The sequence below is a fragment of the Haliea sp. E1-2-M8 genome, from assembly GCF_030649675.1.
Taxonomy (GTDB): domain Bacteria; phylum Pseudomonadota; class Gammaproteobacteria; order Pseudomonadales; family Halieaceae; genus Haliea.
Genome location: NZ_JAUTDR010000006.1, coordinates 55,187 through 68,805, shown reverse-complemented (window position 1 = coordinate 68,805; position 13,619 = coordinate 55,187). Strand labels below are relative to the sequence as shown.

General features: G+C 63.0%; 16 protein-coding genes. 4 read left to right on the top strand and 12 right to left on the bottom strand.

The window, feature by feature from the left end; genetic code table 11:
- The first annotated feature begins 6 nt into the window (after nucleotides 1–6).
- Nucleotides 7–615 carry an SIS domain-containing protein gene (locus tag Q6D67_RS06680; RefSeq protein WP_304704808.1) on the top strand — a complete coding sequence of 203 codons (609 nt, stop codon included), beginning with the start codon at nucleotides 7–9 and terminating at the stop codon, nucleotides 613–615.
- Nucleotides 612–1,184, top strand: a complete 573-nt coding sequence (locus Q6D67_RS06675; RefSeq protein ID WP_304704807.1) for a BON domain-containing protein — start codon at nucleotides 612–614, stop codon at nucleotides 1,182–1,184. Before Q6D67_RS06680 ends, Q6D67_RS06675 begins: the two co-directional genes overlap by 4 nt.
- A gap of 24 nt (nucleotides 1,185–1,208) precedes the next feature.
- Here the strand turns inward: Q6D67_RS06675 and Q6D67_RS06670 are convergent, their stop codons facing one another.
- From Q6D67_RS06670 to zapE, 7 genes are all read right to left on the bottom strand, one after another.
- The gene (locus tag Q6D67_RS06670; RefSeq protein ID WP_304704936.1) at nucleotides 1,209–1,610 is read right to left on the bottom strand and encodes a ClpXP protease specificity-enhancing factor; all 402 of its coding nucleotides are present in this window, start codon (nucleotides 1,608–1,610) and stop codon (nucleotides 1,209–1,211) included.
- 33 nt (nucleotides 1,611–1,643) lie between these two features.
- Complete coding sequence (locus Q6D67_RS06665) at nucleotides 1,644–2,276, bottom strand: glutathione S-transferase N-terminal domain-containing protein (protein WP_304704935.1); 633 nt, start codon at nucleotides 2,274–2,276, stop codon at nucleotides 1,644–1,646.
- A gap of 79 nt (nucleotides 2,277–2,355) precedes the next feature.
- Nucleotides 2,356–4,395: a ubiquinol-cytochrome c reductase gene (locus tag Q6D67_RS06660; RefSeq protein ID WP_304704806.1), complete on the bottom strand. Its 2,040-nt coding sequence runs from the start codon at nucleotides 4,393–4,395 to the stop codon at nucleotides 2,356–2,358.
- Complete coding sequence (gene petA / locus Q6D67_RS06655; RefSeq protein WP_304704805.1) at nucleotides 4,395–4,997, bottom strand: ubiquinol-cytochrome c reductase iron-sulfur subunit; 603 nt, start codon at nucleotides 4,995–4,997, stop codon at nucleotides 4,395–4,397. The genes Q6D67_RS06660 and petA overlap by 1 nt, the downstream gene beginning before the upstream one ends.
- A gap of 236 nt (nucleotides 4,998–5,233) precedes the next feature.
- Nucleotides 5,234–5,626 carry a 30S ribosomal protein S9 gene (rpsI, locus tag Q6D67_RS06650; protein WP_304704804.1) on the bottom strand — a complete coding sequence of 131 codons (393 nt, stop codon included), beginning with the start codon at nucleotides 5,624–5,626 and terminating at the stop codon, nucleotides 5,234–5,236.
- 13 nt (nucleotides 5,627–5,639) lie between these two features.
- A complete protein-coding gene (gene rplM / locus Q6D67_RS06645) occupies nucleotides 5,640–6,068 on the bottom strand; it encodes a 50S ribosomal protein L13 (protein ID WP_304704803.1) in 429 nt (142 codons plus the stop codon).
- 140 nt (nucleotides 6,069–6,208) lie between these two features.
- Entirely contained in the window at nucleotides 6,209–7,294 is a 1,086-nt protein-coding gene (gene zapE / locus Q6D67_RS06640) for a cell division protein ZapE (protein WP_304704934.1), read from the bottom strand.
- Between the two features lie 181 nt (nucleotides 7,295–7,475).
- On the opposite strand from zapE, the gene Q6D67_RS06635 reads away from it, so the two are divergent.
- Complete coding sequence (locus Q6D67_RS06635; RefSeq protein WP_304704802.1) at nucleotides 7,476–7,946, top strand: YhcB family protein; 471 nt, start codon at nucleotides 7,476–7,478, stop codon at nucleotides 7,944–7,946.
- An 18-nt stretch (nucleotides 7,947–7,964) separates the two neighbouring features.
- On the opposite strand, the gene Q6D67_RS06630 is transcribed toward Q6D67_RS06635, so the two are convergent.
- Nucleotides 7,965–8,726: a Nif3-like dinuclear metal center hexameric protein gene (locus Q6D67_RS06630; RefSeq protein WP_304704801.1), complete on the bottom strand. Its 762-nt coding sequence runs from the start codon at nucleotides 8,724–8,726 to the stop codon at nucleotides 7,965–7,967.
- Between the two features lie 95 nt (nucleotides 8,727–8,821).
- Between Q6D67_RS06630 and Q6D67_RS06625 the strand changes: the two genes are divergently transcribed.
- Nucleotides 8,822–9,934: a S1C family serine protease gene (locus tag Q6D67_RS06625; RefSeq protein WP_304704800.1), complete on the top strand. Its 1,113-nt coding sequence runs from the start codon at nucleotides 8,822–8,824 to the stop codon at nucleotides 9,932–9,934.
- A 34-nt stretch (nucleotides 9,935–9,968) separates the two neighbouring features.
- On the opposite strand, the gene hisD is transcribed toward Q6D67_RS06625, so the two are convergent.
- From hisD to Q6D67_RS06605, 4 genes are read right to left on the bottom strand one after another with little or no spacing between them, the layout of a single operon-like run.
- Nucleotides 9,969–11,258, bottom strand: a complete 1,290-nt coding sequence (gene hisD / locus Q6D67_RS06620) for a histidinol dehydrogenase (RefSeq protein WP_304704799.1) — start codon at nucleotides 11,256–11,258, stop codon at nucleotides 9,969–9,971.
- Nucleotides 11,258–11,893, bottom strand: coding sequence for an ATP phosphoribosyltransferase (gene hisG / locus Q6D67_RS06615; protein ID WP_304704798.1), 636 nt, complete (start codon nucleotides 11,891–11,893; stop codon nucleotides 11,258–11,260). Before hisG ends, hisD begins: the two co-directional genes overlap by 1 nt.
- 7 nt (nucleotides 11,894–11,900) lie before the next feature.
- Nucleotides 11,901–13,163 (bottom strand): UDP-N-acetylglucosamine 1-carboxyvinyltransferase, encoded by a 1,263-nt coding sequence (murA, locus tag Q6D67_RS06610; protein WP_304704797.1) that lies wholly within the window; start codon nucleotides 13,161–13,163, stop codon nucleotides 11,901–11,903.
- Nucleotides 13,164–13,188: 25 nt separating this feature from the next.
- Nucleotides 13,189–13,449, bottom strand: a complete 261-nt coding sequence (locus Q6D67_RS06605; protein ID WP_304704796.1) for a BolA family protein — start codon at nucleotides 13,447–13,449, stop codon at nucleotides 13,189–13,191.
- Nucleotides 13,450–13,619: the final 170 nt, after the last annotated feature.

Sequence of the window (13,619 nt, the reverse complement as noted above, 5' to 3'; positions counted from 1 at the left end):
CGGCCCATGGATGACGACTACCAGCTTATCGCCGAAAATTTCCAAGAGGTCATCAGCACGGTCGCCATGGCGGTGGACGATCTCGCCGTCCCCATCCAGCAGGCCGCCGGGCGGATGACGACGACCTTGCTGGCCGACGGCAAGATCATGGCCTGTGGCAACGGCGCCGACGCCAGCTTGAGCCAGCTGCTGACCGGCACCCTGCTGGGCTGCTTTGAACAGGACCGCCCCGCGCTGCCGGCAATGGCGCTCGCAGGCGACAGCAGCAGCGTCACCGGCATCGCCAGCCAGCAGGGCTTCAACGACATCTATGCCCGCCAGGTGCGCGCGCTGGGCCAGCCCGGCGACACCCTGGTCTGCATCAGCAGCGGCACCGTCCCCGGCAGTGTGCTGCGCGCCGCCCAGGCCGCCCACGACCGGAACATGGTGGTGGTGGCACTGTCCAACACCGCGGATCCCGCCCTGGCGGAGCTTCTGCGGGGTGATGACGTTGCCATCAATTGCAGCGCAGAACGGCGCCCCAGGGTTACAGAGTTACACACCATGGTCATTCACCTGCTGTGCGAGTTGCTTGACCACAACCTGTTTGGAAACCACAACGGAAGCTCATCATGAAACTGATCGCGCCCTTTATCATCCTCCTCGGCAGTGTCTTTGCCAGCGGCTGTGGCAGCATGCTTGCCTCGGTCGAAGCCGATCCCATTGAAGAAGATCCCAGCCGCCGCACCATTGCCCAGCAGTTGGAAGATGAGAGCATCGAAATCAAGGCAATCGTCAACATCAACGCTGCGGACCCGGGCTTCGATGAGGCCCATGTGATCGCGGTAAGCTACAACGGCTTCGTGCTGCTGGCGGGGCAAGTGGACAACGAGCGGCTCAAGACCTTGGCAGCGGAGGAGCTGCGCAAGATCCAGGGTGTTCGCCGGATCTACAACGAGCTGGAGATCGGACCGGCCACGAGTGCCCTGACTCGCACCCGCGACGGCTGGATTACCACCAAGATCAAATCCTGGCTGCTCGCCAACTTCGACACTCCCGGAAGGCGCACCAAGGTCGTGACCGAGAACAGCGTGGTCTACCTGATGGGGCTGGTGTCAGAGGCGGAAGCTCGCCGGATTGCCGATGTGGCCGCTTCCGTTACCGGTGTGGCTCGCGTAGTACAGCTGTTTGAAAATCTGCCCTGAGCGGGCGGGACATGCGGCACAGCGCTATTTGACGATCTTCAGCGCCGGCCTGGCCTCGGGCTTGCCCGCGGTCGGGCCGTTATCGCCCCCGGGGGGATCGTCCGGGCTCTCCGGCGACTCCTCGGGTTCGAATACCATCCCCTGCCCGTTCTCACGGGCGTAGATCCCGATGATCGCCGTTACCGGGACCAGAATATCCGTCGGGGCTCCGCCGAAACGGCCATTGAAGCTCACCCACTCGTTCCCGATCAGCAGATCGATTACCGCACTCGGACTGACATTCAGCACGATCTGGCCATCCTTGACATACTGGGTGGGGACTTCGACACCCGGCCGCGCGGCGTCCACCAGCAGGTAGGGCGTACAGTCGTTGTCGACGATCCACTCATAGAGCGCCCGCATGATATACGGGCGACTGGCGGACATGCTGGAGGTGGTCTTCATGGGCAGGGCAACGCGCTACAAGCGCATCTCGCGCTCTTGCTCGGACAGGCTTTCCTGGAAAGATTCCCGGTTGAACAGGGAATCCATGTAAGCCAGCAGCGGCTTGGACTGCTTGCCGGGCCGAATATCGATGCCCAGTGATGGCAAGCGCCAGAGCACGGGGGCGAGGCAGCAGTCCACCAGGGTAAATTCTTCGCTCATGAAGAACGGCTTCTCGGCGAAGATAGGCGCTATGCCGAGAATGCCCTCGCGCAATTCCTTGATAGCCTTGCTGACCACATTGTCGCTGCGGGAGTGGAGGATGGAGTCCACCAGGGAACACCAGTCCTTTTCTATCCGGTAGATATACAGGCGGCTTTCGGCTCGTGCCACTGGATATACTGGCAGCAGCGGCGGGTGCGGGAAGCGCTCATCCAGATACTCCATCATCACCTTGGATTCATAGAGCACCAGATCCCGGTCTACCAGGGTAGGCAGGGAATTGTAGGGGTTCAGGTCAGCCAGTTCCGCCGGCGGGTGCGCACTGTCGGATTCGATCATGTCCACGGTCACCCCCTTTTCCGCGAGTACGATGCGGACCCGGTGACTGTACTGGCTGGTGCTGTCGGAAAAGAAAGTCATGGAAGACCGCTTCGCGACGGCTCCCATTGCGTTTTCATCAACTCGTTTCATAGTGCAGTCCAGAACAGTGAGGGGCCATGACCTCGCGGCCACGGCCCGGGGGGAATCAGTGTATATCTTTCCAGTACTCGCGGTTCAGCAGCCAGGCAAAGATAAAGAACAGGGCGATAAACAACAGCGCGTAAATGCCGATACGCTTGCGCTCGGCCGCCATCGGCTCCGCAGTGTAGGCGAGAAAGTTGACCAGATCGTACATCGCGCCGTCAAACTCTTCCGGCGTCATGGTTCCTTCGCTGGCCAGGGTAAGCTGGCCACAGGGCTCTTCCAGCATGGCGTCGCCGGTCAGCGGGTCGCGCTTGACCCCACCGTTGTCCGCCTTCACCGGACCCATGGCGCACTCCTGCAGGCCCTGCAGCTCCAGCAGAACATGGGGCATACCCACGTCCTTGAACACCTTGTTGTTGACTCCGTAGGGGCGACTGTCGTCGCGGTAGAAGGTGCGCAGATAGGTATACAGCCAGTCGGACTGGCGGGCCCGGGCCACCAGCGTCAGGTCCGGCGGGGTAACACCGAACCAGACCTTGGACAGCGCATCATCCATGGCGTTATTCATCAGCGACCCGATGCGTACCTCCGGGTCGAAAATCAGGTTATCCGCGAACAGGTCTTCCGGAATGTCGAGGTCGGCCGCCACGCGATTGTAGCGCGAGAACTTCATCGAGTGGCAAGCCATGCAGTAGTTCATGTACAGCTTGGCGCCATTCTGCAGCGAGGGCTTGTCCGCCGGGTCGACGCTGATCTCGTCGCAGGGAATCGACCCGCAGTCATACTCACCGGTGGCACCCACCGCTTTCAGCGGCAGGATGGTCAGCGCCAGAATCAGCGCCAGGCCAGCCAGACTGCCCCAGACGCCTATACCGCCATCCATGGTCACCCGCTCAGGCACGGGCTTGGTCTTGTCCAGCGTCGACCAGATCGGCATCAGCAGGAAGAAGGCAAAGTAGAACACCGAGCAGACCTGGGCCAGGAAGGTCCGCTCCGGGGTCGGCGCCTTGACACCCAGCACGCCGAGTATCAGGAAGGAGGCGACAAACAAAATCAGCATGATCTTGTTCAGGTTGCCGCGATAGCGCCATGACTTGACCGGGTTGCGGTCCAGCCAGGGCAGCAGGAACGGAATCGCCACCGAGGCGGCAAAGGCGATGAAGCCCCAGAACTTGTCCGGCACCGCGCGCAGGACAGAGTAGAACGGAGTGAAGTACCACACCGGGGCAATGTGATTCGGGGTCTTCAGCGGATTGGCCTCCTCGAAGTTGGCGTACTCGAGGAAATACCCGCCCATTTCCGGCATGAAGAACATCACTGCGCAGAAAATGAACAGGAATACGCCTATCGCCTGCAGGTCATGCACCGTGTAGTAGGGGTGGAACGCCACGCCATCCAGCGGGATGCCGTCGGGGCCCTTTTTCTTTTTGATCTCGACGCCGTCGGGGTTGTTGGAGCCCACTTCGTGCAGCGCGAGCAGGTGCAAGACCACCAGTGCCAGCAACACGATGGGCAGGGCAACGACATGCAGGGCGAAGAAGCGGTTCAGGGTGACCCCGGAAATCAGGTAATCACCGCGGATCCAGGTCACCAGATCCTCACCGACTACCGGAATGGCGCCAAACAGGGAGATAATGACCTGTGCGCCCCAGTAGGACATCTGGCCCCAGGGCAGCACGTAGCCCACAAAGGCTTCCGCCATCAGCACCACGAAGATCAGCATGCCGAAAATCCAGATCAGCTCGCGCGGTTTCTTGTAGGAACCGTAGATCAGGGCGCGGAACATGTGCAGATAGACCACCACAAAGAATGCAGAGGCACCGGTGGAGTGCATGTAGCGCAGCATCCAGCCGTAATCGACATCGCGCATGATGTACTCGACGGAGGCGAAGGCCTCCTCGGCGCTGGGAGTGTAGTTCATGGTCAGCCAGATGCCGGTCAGCAACTGGTTGACCAGGACCAGCAGGGAGAGCACGCCGAAGTAGTACCAGAGGTTGAAGTTCTTGGGCGCGTAGTACTGGCCCATGTGGGTGTTCCAGGCGCGCACGATAGGCAGACGCTCGTCTACCCAGTCTCGCAATCCAACAAGCATATTGTTCATCAGGCTGCCTCCGCGTCCATGCCGATTACCATGACATTCTCGCTCTCGTAAAAGTAGGACGGAATCACCAGATTGGCTGATGCCGGGGCACCGTTGTAGACGCGCCCGGAAAGATCGAACTTGGAACCGTGACAGGGACAGAAGAACCCGCCCAGCCACTCGTCACCACCGAGATCCGCAGCGCCGACTTCGGGGCGATACTTGGGCGCACAACCCAGGTGAGTGCACAGGCCCTCAGCGACAAAGATCTCGGGGCGGACAGGACGGGCCCGAGCGGCGCCGTCAACGTACTCAGGCTGCTTGGCTTCTGATGAATCCGGGTCCTTCAGCTCATCGGTCAGCTTGTCGAGGTCGGCGAGCTGGTCCTCAGTCCGATAAACCACATAGACCGGCTTGCCGCGCCACTCGACCACCACCATCTGGCCGGGCTCCAGTTTGCTGATGTCCGCCTTCACCGGCGCCCCGGCTGCCTTGGCCTTGGCCGACGGGTTCCATGACCCGACAAAGGGTACCGCTATCCCTACAGCGCCAGCGACGCCAACTACGCTCGTCGCGGCCGTCAGGAAGCGTCTCCTGCCGGTATTCACGCCATCGCTACTCATGCTTCTTTCTCCTGATTACCGGCCGGTCGCACAGGGCTGACAAACCGTAGGTACCACTTCGCGAAAAATGCCGCAAATAGTAATGACTTTGCCCGCCCATGACAAGGTAAAGCCCTGCCGAGAACCCGGGAAGCGTGCGCAAGTGCCTGTTTCTAAAAACAAAAAAACGCCCGGCCTGAAATCCAAACCGGACGTTTTCGAGACGCAGCAGCTGGCCCGGAGGGCCAACCGGACAATCAGCGCTTGGAGTACTGGGGACGCTTGCGCGCCTTGCGCAGACCCACTTTCTTGCGCTCGACTTCCCGGGCATCACGAGTCACGTAGCCAGCGCGACGCAGAGTGCCGCGAAGCGACTCATCGAAGTCCATCAGCGCACGGGTAATACCGTGGCGGATAGCGCCGGCCTGGCCAAAGCTGCCACCGCCTTCCACCGTGACATTGACGTCGAACTTGTCGACCAGCTCCACCAGTTCCAGGGGCTGACGCACGATCATACGCGCGACTTCACGACCGAAGTACTGGTCGAGAGGGCGCTTGTTGACCGTGATGTTGCCACCACCGTTCTGGATGAACACGCGCGCCGTGGAGGTCTTGCGGCGGCCGGTACCGTAGTATTGGGTTGCTGACATAGAGAAGTTTCCGTTAGATGTTCAGTGCTTGCGGCTGCTGCGCAGTATGCGGATGCTCGGCACCCGCATACACCTTCAACTTTTTGAACATGGCGCGGCCCAGCGGATTGCGGGGCAGCATGCCCTTGACCGCGGTCTGGAGCACCCGCTCAGGCGCCTTGTCGATCAATTTCTCGAAGGAAATCGATTTGATACCGCCTATGAAGCCAGTGTGGTGGTAATACAGCTTGTCTGTGGCCTTGGCACCGGTAACCCGAACTTTCTCGGCGTTGATGACCACAATGTAATCGCCGGTGTCGACGTGCGGGGTGTATTCCGCCTTGTGCTTGCCGCGCAGGCGGAGAGCAATTTCGCTGGCCAGGCGCCCCAGGGTCTTGTCAGAAGCGTCCACCACGAACCAGTCGTGGGTCACTTCTTCGGCTTTGGCACTAAAAGTTTTCATTAATAAACGCCTCTTGGAGGGCTCCAATTTCGAGAGCGCGAATACTACTGCTTCGCACCCGGCTTTTCAAGCTCAAAAATAATCATCGCCAACGCCCCGGTTTCGGGGCTGCTGTGGCACCCGGCGCCGGAACGCGGCACTCAGGGGCGGTGCTCCCTGGCCAGATATTCGTGGGACTGCATTTCCTGCAAGCGGGATACAGTGCGCTGGAATTCGAACTGCAAACGGCGGCCATCATACAGGGAGGACAGGGGCCTGTCTGCAGCCATCACCAGTTTTACGTTGCGATCGTAGAACTCGTCCACCAGATTGACGAAGCGGCGGGCTGCATCGTCATTGGCGGCCCCCAGAGCCGGCACTCCCGACAGCACCACCGCGTGGAAAACCCGGGCCAGTTCAATATAGTCATTCTGGGAGCGCGGCCCGCCGCAAAGCTCGGCGAAATCGAACCAGACGACATCGTCCGCCAGGCTGCGGCAGCGAATCTCGCGACCATTGATCAAAAGATTCTCGCCGGGCCGCCCCGGGTGCGGCGCCAACCGCTCAAAGCTCTGTTGCAGGCTGCGGTCTGCGTCTTCATCCAGCGGGTAATGGTAGAGTTCGGCCTGCTCCAGGGTGCGCAGGCGGTAGTCGATACCGGCGTCCACGTTCACCACCCGCGTATAGCGCTCCAGCAGGGCGATGGCCGGCAGGAAGCGCTGCCGCTGCAGGCCGTTTTCATACAGGTGGGCGGGCTTGATGTTGGACGTTGCCACCAGGGTCACCCCCCGGGCAAACAGGGCCTCCATCAGGCCACCGAGGATCATTGCATCGGCAATATCGGTGACGAAAAACTCATCGAAGCAGATCACCCGGGCTTCGCCGGCGAGCCGGTCCGCGACCAGCAGCAGGGGATTCTTCTCCCCCGCCAACTGCTTGAGCTCGGTATGCACCCGCTGCATGAAGCGGTGAAAGTGCACCCGCAGCTTGGCGTCGATGGGCAGGCATTCGAAAAACGTGTCCACCAGGTAGGTCTTGCCGCGACCGACACCGCCCCAGAGGTAGAGCCCCCGCTCGGGTTCCGGCCGCTGCCGCCGCCAGCGCCGCCACCAGGGCCGGTGCTGCGACTCACGCGCCAGCAAACGTTCGTACAAGTCCTGCAGCAGGCGCACAGCCTTCTCCTGGGCGGGGTCGTGGGAAAAACCCTCCCGCTGCAGGTCGGCCTGGTAGCGCTGCCAGGGGCTGATTGATGACTGGCTCAAGCGAATGTCCGGTAGAGTTCGGTGATGGTTTGGGCGGCTCACTCTAACGGCGCCCCGCGGCCTTGGCAACACAGGGGCGACCAAGGCAAACTGAGACAAAGCGAGACCTGCCCCCCCTGGTCTCGGTATACTTGTCTGGTCCGTAACGCTGGAAAGAGGAACTCCTGTGTATAGTTTGACGATCCTGGTCGCCACCGGCGCCATTTCTCTCCTGGTCGGCCTCGGCATTGGCTTGCTTCTGGGGCGAAGCACATCCACTGACGGACAGCGGCTGCGCGACACCGAGCGCAAGCTGGACCAGCTGACCCAGGACAAGCGCGCCTATGAAGAAGACGTGGTCGAGCACTTCACCCAGACCGCCGCTCTGCTCAATACCCTGACCGACAGCTACCGCAATGTGCACAACCATCTGGCCAGCGGCGCCGAGACCCTGTGTCAGGAGGGTGGCCCGGTGTCCCTGGGACGGCTCCAGGGGCGGGCTGATGACGCCGAGATTCCCGCCCACCTGGCCCGCATTCAACCGCCACTGGACTATGCCCCCAAGTCATCTCCGGAAGAAACGGGCATGCTCAATGAAGAGTTCGGCATTGACCGCGCCCGCAACCGCGAGACCAGAGACGTCCAAGCCCGAACATAGCGCCACCAGGGGCTCTGCTCAGGCCGGGTTGTCGATGTCCACAAACCGGTGTTCCAGGCCGAAGCGCGCCGCCAGGTGCGCGCCCAGCGCCTGCACCCCGTAGCGCTCCGTCGCATGATGGCCCGCGGCGATGAACTGCAGCCCCTCCTCCCTGGCGATGTGCACTGTCTGCTCCGATACCTCGCCTGTGAGGAACAGGTCCGCGCCGGCAGCAACTGCAGCGCCAATGTAGGACTGGGCTGCACCGGTACACCAGGCAATGCGCTGCACTGGTGCGGCGGAGTCGCCAATATGCAGCGGCGCGCGCCCGGTCAGGGTCGCCAGTTGCGCCACCAGGGCAGCAGCCGGCAGCGGTGCCGGCAGGCTGCCGATACAACCAACGCCCTCAGGGTTGCCCGCGTCCAGAGGTTGCTGATCGAGAATTCCCAGCAACTCCCCCAGCTGCGCGTTGTTGCCCAGCTCCGGGTGGGCATCCAGCGGCAGATGGTAAGCCAGCAGGCTGATATCGTGCAGTAACAGCCTGCCCAGCCGGCGTCGCTTCATGCCCACCACCGGCTGCGCCTCACCCCGCCAGAAAAAGCCGTGGTGCACCAGCACCAGGTCCGCGCCGAGCTCCGCGGCGGCGTCCAACAGCGGCTGACAGGCCGTTACCCCACTGACGATGCGCTCTACCTGTGAGCGACCCTGCACCTGCAGGCCGTTGGGGCAGTAGTCGGCGAAGCGTTCGGCTTGCAGCAGGTTGTCGGTATACGCAACCAGTTGCTGGAGATCGACAGGCATAATGTAGTCCGGGCCAGATGATGACGGGTTCACGGCTGCTGTAGCGCTCCTCATCATATACAATGCAGGCGCGTACCGACACACGGCCCTGCCCTATGACCAACAGCCTCCGTTTCATGATCTGGCCAGCCATTGCCGGCCTGCTGGCGGCGCTGCTGATCCTGGACCGCTGGGTATTGCCGCGGCCTGCAGCAGTGAGCGACAACGGCGCCACGGCAAGCTATGCCACCGCGGTGGGCAGCGCCACGCCGGCGGTCGTGAACATCTACACGGCAAAACTGATTCCCACCCGCAGCAACCCGCTGCGGGACGAGATGCTCAACCGCCGCTTTGACCCGCCCCCCGGCCAGCGACAGCGCATCGAACGGTCCCTGGGCTCCGGCGTGATCATGACCGCGGAGGGCCACATCCTCACCAACAACCACGTTATCCACGAAGCTGAATTAATTCAGGTTCTGCTGCATGACGGCCGCTCAGCCACCGCCGTGGTCATTGGCACCGACCCTGCCACCGACCTGGCGGTGCTGCAGGTGCAGCTACCCGACCTGCAGCCTATCGCCATCGCCGATTCCGACAGCGCCCGGGCGGGGGATGTGGTGCTGGCGATCGGCAACCCTCTGGGTTTTGGCCACTCGGTCACCCAGGGGATTGTCTCGGCCCTGGGCCGCTATGGCCTGCAGCTGTCGGTCTACGAGGATTACATCCAGACCGACGCCATCATTCACCTGGGCAATTCCGGTGGCGCGCTGATCAACACCAGGGGCGAGCTGTTGGGCATCAATACGCTGATTTACACCGGCGCGGACCAATCCCGCGGCGTCTCAACCGGTATCGGCATCAGTCTGGCGATTCCGGCCAACCTGGCGCAGTTTGTGATGGCAGACCTGATTCGCTACGGCGAGGTTATCCGCGGCTGGCTGGGGGTGAGCGTGGCACCGGTGCGGGGCCTGAACGAACAGAGGCCGGGACTGCAACTGCTGGAGGTTACCGCCGTCGCCGCCGACAGCCCCGCCCAGCGGGCCGGGATTCAGGTCAGGGACATCATCACCCACATCGACGGGGAACCGGTGCAGGACGGCCGCCTGACCATGCACCGCATCGCCCAGCTGCGGCCGGGCGACAAGATCGACATCACGGTGGTGCGCAACAATCAGTCACTGGACCTGCAGGCCATCGTCGGCACCCTGAGGCAGTCACCAACGCTGTGAGGAACAGCACCGGCGCCCGGGGAAACACAAAGAGTTACTTCAGGCGGTACTCGGCGCTGCGAGCGTGGGCAGTCAGCTGCTCGCCCCGGGCCAGCACGGAAGCGATCCGCCCGAGCGCCTGCACCCCCTGCTCGCTGCACATGATCAGCGAACTGCGCTTCTGGAAGTCGTACACCCCCAATGGGGAGAAGAAACGCGCCGTGCGTGAGGTCGGCAGCACGTGATTGGGACCGGCGCAGTAGTCGCCCAGGCTTTCCGAAGTGAAGCGGCCCATGAAGATGGCGCCGGCGTGGCGCACCGCTGGCAACAACGTCTCCGGGTCCGCCACTGACAGCTCGAGATGTTCCGGCGCCAACCGGTTGCTGACCGCCACCGCTTCGTCCAGGTCACGGGTCAGCACCATGGCACCGCGTGCCCCCAGTGAGGCGCGAATGATGTCCGCCCGCTCCATGGTGGGCAACAGGCGCTCAATGCTCTCCTGCACCTGATCCAGATAGCCGGCTTCGGGGCACAGCAGGATCGCCTGGGCATTTTCGTCATGCTCGGCCTGGGAAAACAGATCCATCGCCACCCAGTCGGGGTCCGTGGAGCCGTCGCAGATCACCAGAATCTCGGACGGTCCCGCCACCATGTCGATGCCGACCCGGCCGAAGACCTGGCGCTTGGCGGTGGCGACGTAAATATTGCCGGGGCCGACAATCTTGTCCACCGCAGGCACCGTGGCAGTGCCGTAGGTCAACGCCGCCACAGCCTGGGCACCGCCCAGGGTGAAAACTCGGTCGACCCCGGCGATGGCTGCCGCCGCCAGTACCAGGTCGTTGAGCACGCCGTCGGGCGCCGGCACCACCATGATGATTTCAGCGACGCCGGCAACATGGGCTGGCAGCGCATTCATCAGCACCGATGAGGGATAGCTGGCCTTGCCGCCCGGCACATAAATACCCACCCGGTCCAGCGCGGTGATCTGCTGGCCCAGCAGGTTGCCCTCGGCGTCGCGATACTGCCAGCTGTCCTGGCGCTGGTACTCGTGATAGCTGCGCACCCGGGTGGCGGCCTGCTCCAGCGCCTCGCGCTGCGCAGCCGGAATCGCTGCCAATGCCGCGTCGATTCGCTCGCGGGGAATTTCCAGCTCGGTGGCGCTGGCCACCTGCAAGCGGTCCAAACGGGCCGTGTACTCAAGCAGGGCCGCATCGCCCCGGGCCCGGACATCCGCCAGGATGCCGGCGACGGTCTGCTCCACGGCGGCATCCAGCCCCGCCTCCCAGGCCGTCAATGCCGCCAGCCGCGCCGCGAAATCCGCGTCTGTTGTCGACAACCGCTGCATCAGCTTCCTCCCGTCGCCGCCGCGAGCTGATCAACCAGACCCTGGATAGCGCGGTAGTGAGAACGCATGGCGGCCTTGTTGACGATCAGGCGGGAACTGATACGGGCAATCTCGTCCAGCGGTTCCATGCCGTTGGCACGCAGCGTGTTGCCGGTATCGACGATGTCGACGATGAGGTCGGCCAGGTCCATCATCGGCGCCAATTCCATGGCTCCGTAGAGCTTGATAACGTCGGCGTGAATACCCTGGGCAGCAAAAAAGCGCCGGGCGATGTTGGCGAACTTGGTGGCAACCCGTACCCGGGCGCCACTACCCTGCCACCCCACAGGCCCGGCGGTCATCAGACGGCAGCGGGCTATGCCCAGGTCCAGGGGCTCGTACAGGCCCTCGGCGCCGTGTTCCAGCAGAATATCCTTGCCCACCACGCCCAGGTCAGCGGCGCCGTGACGCACATAGGTGGGGACATCGGTGCCGCGGATCACCACCAGCTGCAGGTCGGCGCGGGTAGTGGCAAAGATCAGCTTGCGGCTGCTGTGGATGTCCTCCAGCGGCTCTATACCTGCCCGGGCCAGCAGCGGCAGAGTCTCCTCGAGGATGCGGCCCTTGGTCAGGGCCATGGTCAACGGCTTGTTCATGACAGTCTCAGCTCGACAGGCGGCGGATATCCGCGCCCAGGGTCTGCAGCTTTTCCTCTATGCGCTCGTAGCCGCGATCTATGTGGTAGATGCGGTCGATGACAGTCTCACCCCGGGCGACCAGGCCGGCAATGACCAGGCTGGCGGATGCTCGCAGGTCACTGGCCATGACCGGAGCCCCCTGCAGGCCGGGTTGCCCGGTGATGATCGCGGTGTGACCCTCGATCACGATGTGAGCTCCCATACGGTTCATTTCGTGGGTCTGGATCAGGCGGTTCTCGAAGACGGTTTCCGTAACCGTCGCCGTGCCCTCGGCAATGGCGTTCATGGCGGTGAACTGGGCCTGCATGTCGGTTGGAAAACCGGGATAGGGCGCGGTCTTGATGCTCACGGCCCTCGGCCGTTTGCCCGCCATGTCCAGGGATACCCAATCCTCGCCCTGCTCTATCCGGGCGCCGGCTTCCTCCAGCTTGGCCAGCACCACTTCGAGGGTGTGGGGGCAGGTGCCCTTCAGCAGGACCCGGCCACCGGTGGCCGCCGCCGCCACCAGGTAGGTCCCGGTTTCGATGCGGTCCGGCATCACCGTGTAGTCGCAGCCGTGCAGGCGCTCGATGCCATCAATGACCACGGTGTCGGTGCCGTGGCCGCTGATCCGGGCGCCCATTGCAATCAGACATTCCGCGAGGTCCACTACCTCGGGCTCGCGGGCGGCATTCTCCAGCACCGTGCGGCCATTGGCGAGCGTGGCCGCCATCATGAGATTCTCGGTGCCGCCAACCGTAACGGTCTCCATGACGATGCGGGCACCCTGCAGGCGCCCCTCAACCTCGGCATTGATGTAGCCGTTGTCCACGGAAATACTCGCGCCCATGGCCTCCAGGCCCTTGAGGTGAAGATCGACAGGGCGGCTGCCAATGGCGCAACCGCCGGGGAAGGAGACACGGGCCTTGCCAAAGCGGGCCACCATGGGCCCCAGCACCAGGATCGAGGCGCGCATGGTCTTGACCAACTCATAGGGCGCCGAAAACCCGCTCAGGTGGCTGGCGTTGACCTCGATGCTGAGCTTTTCATCCAGGGTGAGGTCAAGGCCCAGACACCCCAGCAGCTCGATCATGGTTGTGATGTCATTCAAGTGCGGCAGATTGCGTATGGTGACAAGGTCTTCTGTCAGCAGGGTGGCCGCGAGTATGGGCAGCGCGGCATTCTTCGCCCCGGAGATCCGCAATTCCCCGTCCAGGCGCCGCCCGCCGCGAATAGCCAGTTTGTCCACTAGATGCTCCTGATGAGGCCTGGCGTCAGGCGCCGGCCTGCCGCTGCCCGGGGGTGAAGGTGCGGATGTTCACCGCGTGGATGCTGCCATTGGCTATCTGCTCATTGAGGGCGGCATACACCAGCTGCTGGCGCTGCACCGGGCGCTTGCCCTCGAAAATCTCGCCGATTACCGTGATGTCGTAGCGGTTTCCTTCTCCCTCGACCCGAATTTCGCAGTCTTCAAGGTGTGCCTCCAGCAATGCCGTCACCGTTGCCGCGTCCATCATGTCTATTCCTCTGGCCATTTGCCCCTTCCGGGACAAAAGAGTCGCATTCTAGGAGAATTCGACCGATATGGCGAGCGGGCCGCGTAGGTCGGGCCGCGCAGGTCGGGCCGCGCAGGTCGGGCCGCGAAGGTGGGTCAGTAGGCCGGGCCGCGGAAGCGGCCCGTGTAGGGCGGGAGGTAGGGCTGGTA

Bases quoted from the DNA above. Each gene is read 5' to 3' on its own strand.
- hisG (WP_304704798.1), bottom strand. From the start codon at position 11,893: ATGAACAAGCCGTTGACCATGGCCCTGACCAAGGGCCGCATCCTCGAG.
- petA (WP_304704805.1), bottom strand. From the start codon at position 4,997: ATGAGTAGCGATGGCGTGAATACCGGCAGGAGACGCTTCCTGACGGCC.
- Q6D67_RS06660 (WP_304704806.1), bottom strand. From the start codon at position 4,395: ATGAACAATATGCTTGTTGGATTGCGAGACTGGGTAGACGAGCGTCTG.
- Q6D67_RS06670 (WP_304704936.1), bottom strand. From the start codon at position 1,610: ATGTCCGCCAGTCGCCCGTATATCATGCGGGCGCTCTATGAGTGGATC.
- Q6D67_RS06605 (WP_304704796.1), bottom strand. From the start codon at position 13,449: ATGGCCAGAGGAATAGACATGATGGACGCGGCAACGGTGACGGCATTG.
- Q6D67_RS06680 (WP_304704808.1), top strand. From the start codon at position 7: ATGGATGACGACTACCAGCTTATCGCCGAAAATTTCCAAGAGGTCATC.
- hisD (WP_304704799.1), bottom strand. From the start codon at position 11,258: ATGCAGCGGTTGTCGACAACAGACGCGGATTTCGCGGCGCGGCTGGCG.
- Q6D67_RS06675 (WP_304704807.1), top strand. From the start codon at position 612: ATGAAACTGATCGCGCCCTTTATCATCCTCCTCGGCAGTGTCTTTGCC.
- Q6D67_RS06630 (WP_304704801.1), bottom strand. From the start codon at position 8,726: ATGCCTGTCGATCTCCAGCAACTGGTTGCGTATACCGACAACCTGCTG.
- Q6D67_RS06625 (WP_304704800.1), top strand. From the start codon at position 8,822: ATGACCAACAGCCTCCGTTTCATGATCTGGCCAGCCATTGCCGGCCTG.
- rpsI (WP_304704804.1), bottom strand. From the start codon at position 5,626: ATGTCAGCAACCCAATACTACGGTACCGGCCGCCGCAAGACCTCCACG.
- rplM (WP_304704803.1), bottom strand. From the start codon at position 6,068: ATGAAAACTTTTAGTGCCAAAGCCGAAGAAGTGACCCACGACTGGTTC.
- Q6D67_RS06665 (WP_304704935.1), bottom strand. From the start codon at position 2,276: ATGGGAGCCGTCGCGAAGCGGTCTTCCATGACTTTCTTTTCCGACAGC.